The 6105-nt window shown below is 66.8% G+C and carries 5 protein-coding genes; 3 read left to right on the top strand and 2 right to left on the bottom strand.

Annotation, left to right across the window (positions count from 1 at the left end; all coding sequences use genetic code 11):
- The first annotated feature begins 4 nt into the window (after positions 1-4).
- Together ABH933_RS10925 and ABH933_RS10920 are read left to right on the top strand one after the other, a co-directional pair.
- Positions 5-496 carry a DUF6301 family protein gene (locus tag ABH933_RS10925; protein WP_429416710.1) on the top strand — a complete coding sequence of 164 codons (492 nt, stop codon included), beginning with the start codon at positions 5-7 and terminating at the stop codon, positions 494-496.
- On the top strand, positions 493-936 hold the full coding sequence (locus tag ABH933_RS10920; RefSeq protein WP_429416707.1) for a TY-Chap domain-containing protein: 444 nt from the start codon (positions 493-495) through the stop codon (positions 934-936). Before ABH933_RS10925 ends, ABH933_RS10920 begins: the two co-directional genes overlap by 4 nt.
- Before the next feature lie 58 nt (positions 937-994).
- On the opposite strand, the gene ABH933_RS10915 is transcribed toward ABH933_RS10920, so the two are convergent.
- Positions 995-1993: a GlxA family transcriptional regulator gene (locus ABH933_RS10915; RefSeq protein WP_429416704.1), complete on the bottom strand. Its 999-nt coding sequence runs from the start codon at positions 1991-1993 to the stop codon at positions 995-997.
- Between the two features lie 271 nt (positions 1994-2264).
- The gene (locus ABH933_RS10910) at positions 2265-2858 is read right to left on the bottom strand and encodes a TetR/AcrR family transcriptional regulator (protein WP_429416701.1); all 594 of its coding nucleotides are present in this window, start codon (positions 2856-2858) and stop codon (positions 2265-2267) included.
- 350 nt (positions 2859-3208) lie between these two features.
- Here ABH933_RS10910 and ABH933_RS10905 point away from each other — a divergent pair, with 350 nt between their 5' ends.
- Positions 3209-6073, top strand: a complete 2865-nt coding sequence (locus ABH933_RS10905; RefSeq protein ID WP_429416698.1) for a helix-turn-helix transcriptional regulator — start codon at positions 3209-3211, stop codon at positions 6071-6073.
- The last annotated feature ends 32 nt before the right edge of the window (positions 6074-6105 follow it).

The raw sequence follows: 6105 nt of genomic DNA, 5'->3' as shown, positions 1-6105 counted from the left end.
TCGTATGACGGAGTTGCGTGTGATGACGGACACCGACGTCAGCGAGCTGGCGGTCAGGTTGGCGGCCTTGAAGCGGCCTTTGCTGATGGCCGGCACGCCGCAGCTGGCGGCCGCATTCGGCTGGACCACACTCCTGTCGCAGCCCGATTCGGTCCTGCTCGACACCGGAATCGGCTTGGCCGGCGGCCAGATCTCCGGCCACTCGGGGTACGTTGATGAAATCGAGGTCCTGCTTACCGATCATGTCGGTGAGGGCAGGGTGGGTCCTGCGCTGATTCGTGACGCGTTCGTCGCGACGGCAGCGGCGATCACCGCCGCGATCGGCGCGCCCACCAGCAAAATACCCGGCGAGTCAGCCGAGATTCGTTGGGCTGGAACGGAAACCACGCTCCGCCTGATGGATCTGACGGTGTGCGTGAAGTTGTTCCTGCTCACCAACGAGGAGCTGGCATCCCAGGACGTGGCGACCGAACTGGATGAGCGGGACGTGCTGTGACCGATTGGGACGAGTTCGCCGCGGGGCTGGCCGCGGAACTGACGATGCTCCCGGCGGGAGCGCTTGTCATCATCGAGACCACATCTTCCGCCCCGCACTCCGGGCTCGCGCAGTTCGCGCAGACGGAGGACATGTTACGAGCCGAGCTGGGCGCGGCCGGGCAATTGGACCCCGCCGCTGGGCTCGGGACACCGGGAAATCAGCGTGCTATTACCGCCGGCTGGCAGATCCCGGACGAGTACGAAGACCCCAACTGGTGGATCGAATTACCATGGCCGCTCACCTCGGCGAGCTACCGCGAGCTGGCGACGATGGTCGTAATAGGTCTTCGTGATGCCGCTTTGGTCACCGCGCCCGGTGATCTCGTCTACCAGGCATGGAACTCCAGGGACGGCAACCGTCACCTCGAGCTTCCGCTACTGGGTATCCCGAGGCAATGAACTGCGACGATGTTCCGCGACTCGACCTCCGCACCGAGCCGGCACCAAGGTCGACATCTCACGGTCCCGATACCGACGCCGTTCTCCATGCGGCGCCCACCCCCCGCACCTCGGCAATCGTCCTCCCACGCCGTCGCCGGAACAGCGACCGCAGCGTCCCGGCATTGAGATAACCGACCTTCGCGGCGACTGCGTCCACGGACAGCGGGGTCGTGCGCAGGAGCCGCGTCGCGCGCTCGAGGCGGATCTCGTCGACGAAATCCCTGGGGGACATGCCCAATTCGGTCTGGGTTGCGCGCTGCAAGCTGCGGGTGGTGACGCCGAGGGCGCGGGCGGCGTCGGCGATGGCGAACTGATCGTCGATGCGTTCGCGCACCCAGCGCTCGAAGGACGCGACCAGCGAGTTGCCGCGGGCGACGACCTCCGGGATGGAGAATTCGATCTGGGGTCCGCGGTCGCCGATCGCCAGGTAGCGGGCGACGAGTTCGGCCAGGGCCGGGCTGGTCGACCTGATCAGGGACAGAGCCAGGTCCAGGTGGGACAGGGACGCGCCGGCGGTGGTCGCGCCGGTGGCGCGGCACAGGGTGCGGCCCTCGTGGACCTGGATTTTCGGGTATCGGCGGCGGAAGGTAGGGCCCAGCCACCAGCTGGTGGTCGCCTCCAGGTCGTCCAGCACTCCGGCTTCGGCCAGGAAGAATGTTCCGGTGCAGGCCGCCGCCATGTGGGTCCCCTGGCGGTGTGCTGCCGAAATTCGTTCCAGCAGGGGGTGGTTCGAGGAGTTGGAAACTAGATCCACCAACTCCTGGATGTCGAGTACGCCGATCGCGGGCACGATCATTACATCGATCTCCTCGCGGAGATCGTCCAGGGGAGTAGTCGGTATGAGGTGACCGTGGGCCGACCGGACGCTGGCGCCGAGCGACACGATGTGCACGCGCCAGGGTGCGGGCGGCGATTCCAGCTCGGGCAGCAGGGCATTGGCCATATTGAGGGCCTCGACCACCGATGCGAGTCCGAAATCGGCCACGCGATCGAATACGAATACCGCAGCCTCCATGTCGTAAACAGTACCGAATCTGTCCGAAGCGACACCAGTCATCGTGGAGTATTCCTCATAGGGTTCACGTATGACTCATGTGCGACAACTCGTCGCTGAGCCGATGGCACGCTCGCTACATCCGGTGCGAGCGCTGCATCGCTCATGCGGCGGACGAGCGTCCAGGTAGCTTCACCGAACGAGGGCGCCAGTATGCGTATCAACTGCAGTCGTTGTCGCACAGTCGAATACATGGTCGCCGGGGCCGGTACGGCCTCCGGCGAGAGCGGAATCAGCTGGCGGTGTCGGCGATTTCGCCGACCGGGGCGGCCGCGAGCCCCGAAAGCAGGCTCGCCGCCGTCGTCTGGAACATGTCGACATCGACGTAGAGCCGGGCCACCAGCAGGGCGCCCTCCAGGCAGCTGATGATCATATGTGCCTTTTCATTCGGAGAGCCGGCGAAGGCCAGCGTTCCCTCCCGCAGGCCCTGCGCCAGGGCATCCGACAGCCATTCGACGTTGCGCTCGAAGAAGTGGGCAACCGATGCCTGCATCGCCGCCGACAGTGTGCTGTACTCGGCGGCGAGCATGCCGCACAGGCACATTCGCTGCTCGCGCAGGACGCCCGCGTACAGGCTCGCGTAGCGCTCGAGCCGGGCCGGGGCGTCCGCGCCGTCGACCGCCGCCAGCGCCTCGAAGAACCGTTGCTCGTATCGCTGCACCAGTGCCAGTCCCAGCTCCGCCTTGCTCGGAAAGTGGTAGTACAGAGCGGGTTTGGAGATCGACAGGGCTGCGGCGATGTCGGCATAGCTGAACCCGTTGAACCCGCGGCTCTGCACCAGTTGCTCCGCGACATCGAGGATGTGTGACGAGGTGCGTGGTGCCATGTGCTTCTACCTCTTGACTATCGGGCGGGTACTGGTAAGAATTTGACCTACTGGTAAATCAGTGTACGTCGGGCGATCCGATCCGGCCGCGTTTCTACCCTGCGAAGCTATTGCAGCGCAACCGATTGCGGTTGATACGCGGTCGTTGTGGGGCACGGTTCCGATGTTGCATGAGATTTGCCGAGCGTCAACTCGACCCAGGAGGAGGGCGAGACTGGCCAGCGTGCCATGGGACAACGGATCTCATCCACGTACGACAGCACTCGACCCCCTCGGATTCCCAGGCGGCACCAACAATGCAGGAACTCAGCGACATCGAATCAACGAAGAGACCGGTAGAGGTGGTCGGTGTGGGTGCATCACCAGGATTGCCTCTGTACGACGGTCCGGAGGGGCGATTGATCGGCCGGCGCGACGAACTCGACCGGATCTCACGGCGGATCGACAGGGTGGTCGCGGGGGAGGGCGGGGTCGTCCTCATCGAGGGTGAACCGGGCATCGGCAAGTCCGTGATGCTCTCGGCGGCCGCACGATTGGCGTCCGTGCGCGGCGTGCAGGTACTGCGCAGCGACGCCAAGGAGCTCGCGCAACGGGTCCCGTTCGGGGCGATGGCGGCACTGCGGGCCACGCTCGAAGCGACCTCCTCGCCGCGATCCGGCCGGGCGCCGGTCGAGCGGGAGACCCTCGCCGACACGCTGACGCTCGGGCACGAGCTGGGGATCATCGAGAATCTACTCGCCATGATCGAGAATCGCTGTGTCATAGGTCCATTCGCGTTGATCCTGGACGATGCGCACTGGGCCGATTCGTCCAGTCTGCGGACGCTGCAACGGCTGGGGCAGCTCGTCCGCGAGCTCCCGTTGCTGATTCTGCTCGCGGCCCTGCCGCTCTCGCGTGGCCGCAATCTGCCCGCCCTGTTCGCCGAATTCGAGTCGGGGGGAGCCGAACTCGTGCGACTCGGACCGATGGGCGATGCCGAGGTGGCCGTGCTGGTGGAGCGCTCGCTCGGATCGGCCGCCGGGCCACTGCTGTCGGCCGCGGTCGCCAGCGCGGGCGGCAACCCGCTGTACGTCACCGAGCTGGTGGCGGGATTGTCGCAGGCAGGGATGCTCGACGGCGGAGAAATAAGCCCGGCCGCAACGGCTTTCGCGGTCGGCGATGCGGGAGAGATTCGCCTGCCGGAATCGCTGACGGAGGTGGTCGTCCGGAGGCTGGACCATCTTCCGGCGCGCTCGCGGCAGATCCTTTCGATGGCAGCGGCATTGGGGCACGGCATCGAGGCCGTCGAGCTGGCCGAGTTCCTCGAGGCTCCGCTGATCGATGTGTGGAACGTGATAAGCATGGCGGTCGGGTCGGGAATCCTGGAGCGGCACGGCGCGGAGCTGACCTTCCGGCACGACCTGATCCGCCAGGTGCTGGCCGACCAGCTTCCGCCGGCCACGCGGGTGATGCTGCAATCGCGGGCCGCGCGGGTGTTGATGTCGATGGAAGCGCCCGTGGAGCGGGTCGCGATGTACCTGCTGCCGGGCGAAGGCCCACTGGACCCGGTCGGCCTGGAATGGCTGACGGCCTTTGTGGAGAGACTGACGGTGCGTGCGCCCGAACTCGCGGCGGGGCTGCTGGCCCGGGCCATCGAGACTCCGCGACTCGACCCCGCCCTGCACGACGAACTGCGCCTGTGGCAGATCAGAGCGCTGCTGTGGAGCGGGAACCCCACCCGGGCCGAGGCGGTCGCACGGCACGTGTTGTCGCTGGGATCCACGGTGATGAGTCGGCAGCAGTCGGACAACATCATGCTGCACTGGTTGCTGGCGCATGCGTGTTTCGCCCGGGGGAACCTGTCCGACGCCATCGCGGTCGCCGAGTCCGTCCTCGGCGTGCCCGGTCTCACCCCGGTGCAGCAGGGGCAATTTCACGGCTTCCGTGGCCTGTCCTACGTGCTGCTCGAGCGCTTCGACATTGCGGAGGACGCGGCGGCCCGGGCGATGACCATCGGCGATGCCTGCGCGGATCCGGTCGCGTGGGGGCTGGGCTCGCTCGCACTGGGCTCGTTGCGGTTCCAGCAGGGATTCCTGGACGAGGCGCAGCAACTCGGCGATCAGCTGGTACGCAGTTTCGAATCCAGTGGCCGCCGGCGGCTTTCCAACATCGAGCCCTATTCACTCAGCGGCATCTGCCTGACCGAACTCGACCGGTACGAGGCCGCGGAAAAGATGCTGACCCGGGCGGTCCGATACAGCGAGAGCATGTCCGGGGCGTATCTCGGCTCGAATCGCTTGGAACTGGCGAGATTACACTTCCTGCGGGGCCGCTGGGACGATACCCTGGTCGATCTGGGCGCCTGCCGGGAGGCGCCGGACGTCTTCGGATTCGCCGCGACCGCAGACTGTTTCGCGGCTCTGGTCGCGGTGCACCGCGGCACGTTCACCGGCACCCCGGACTCGCTGCCCGCTCCCCGCGATCGGCTGGAGGGCCGCGGCTACCGGCACCTACGCCCGTGGGTGCAGGCGCTGGTCTGTGAGACACAGGGTGATCCCGCCCGGGCCATGGACACCCTGCTGGGCCCGAGCAACGAATTGGTGGACGGCGTTATCTGTGCCACGGTCTATCACGCGTATCCGGATCTGGTGCGCATGGCGATCGCGGCCGGGCGCAAGGATGTCGTCGGCAAGGTCGCCGCCGCCGCGGATACGTTGCAGGCGCGCCATTCCACCCCCAGCCGGCGGGCTACGACGGAGCTGTGTCACGGGATGGCCGACGGCGACTCGGCCCTCGTCGCCCGTGCCGTCGAATCGTTCCGGGAGGCCGGTCGCCCCTGGTATCAGGCCCAGGCCAACGAGTTCCTCGCCACGCTGCTCGCGGCCGAGGGGCACACGGTGCAGGCGCGGTCCGCGCTGGACGCCGCGGTCGAGCTGTACACCGGGTTCGGCGCCGAATGGGATATCGCCCGGGCCGAGGCGAGCCTGCGGGAGTTCGGGATTCGCCGCGGGCGGCGTGGTCCCCGCAACCGGCCCAAGAACGGCTGGCAGTCGCTGACCCCGACCGAGAAGAAGGTCGCCGCCCTGGTGGCGCAGGGACTGTCGAATCCAGACATCGCTACCCGAATGTTCCTGTCCCCGCGCACCGTGCAGTCGCACATCTCGAACATCCTGACCAAACTGAAGCTGCAATCGCGGATTCAGGTAGCGATTGCCATGGCCGCACAGGGAGCGTGACCTGCCGGCTCGCCCGCGCTCCGAGTGAGCAC

Source organism: Nocardia sp. GP40, from assembly GCF_050434125.1.
Lineage (GTDB): Bacteria > Actinomycetota > Actinomycetes > Mycobacteriales > Mycobacteriaceae > Nocardia > Nocardia albiluteola.
This window is presented reverse-complemented; position numbering and strand designations above follow the sequence as displayed.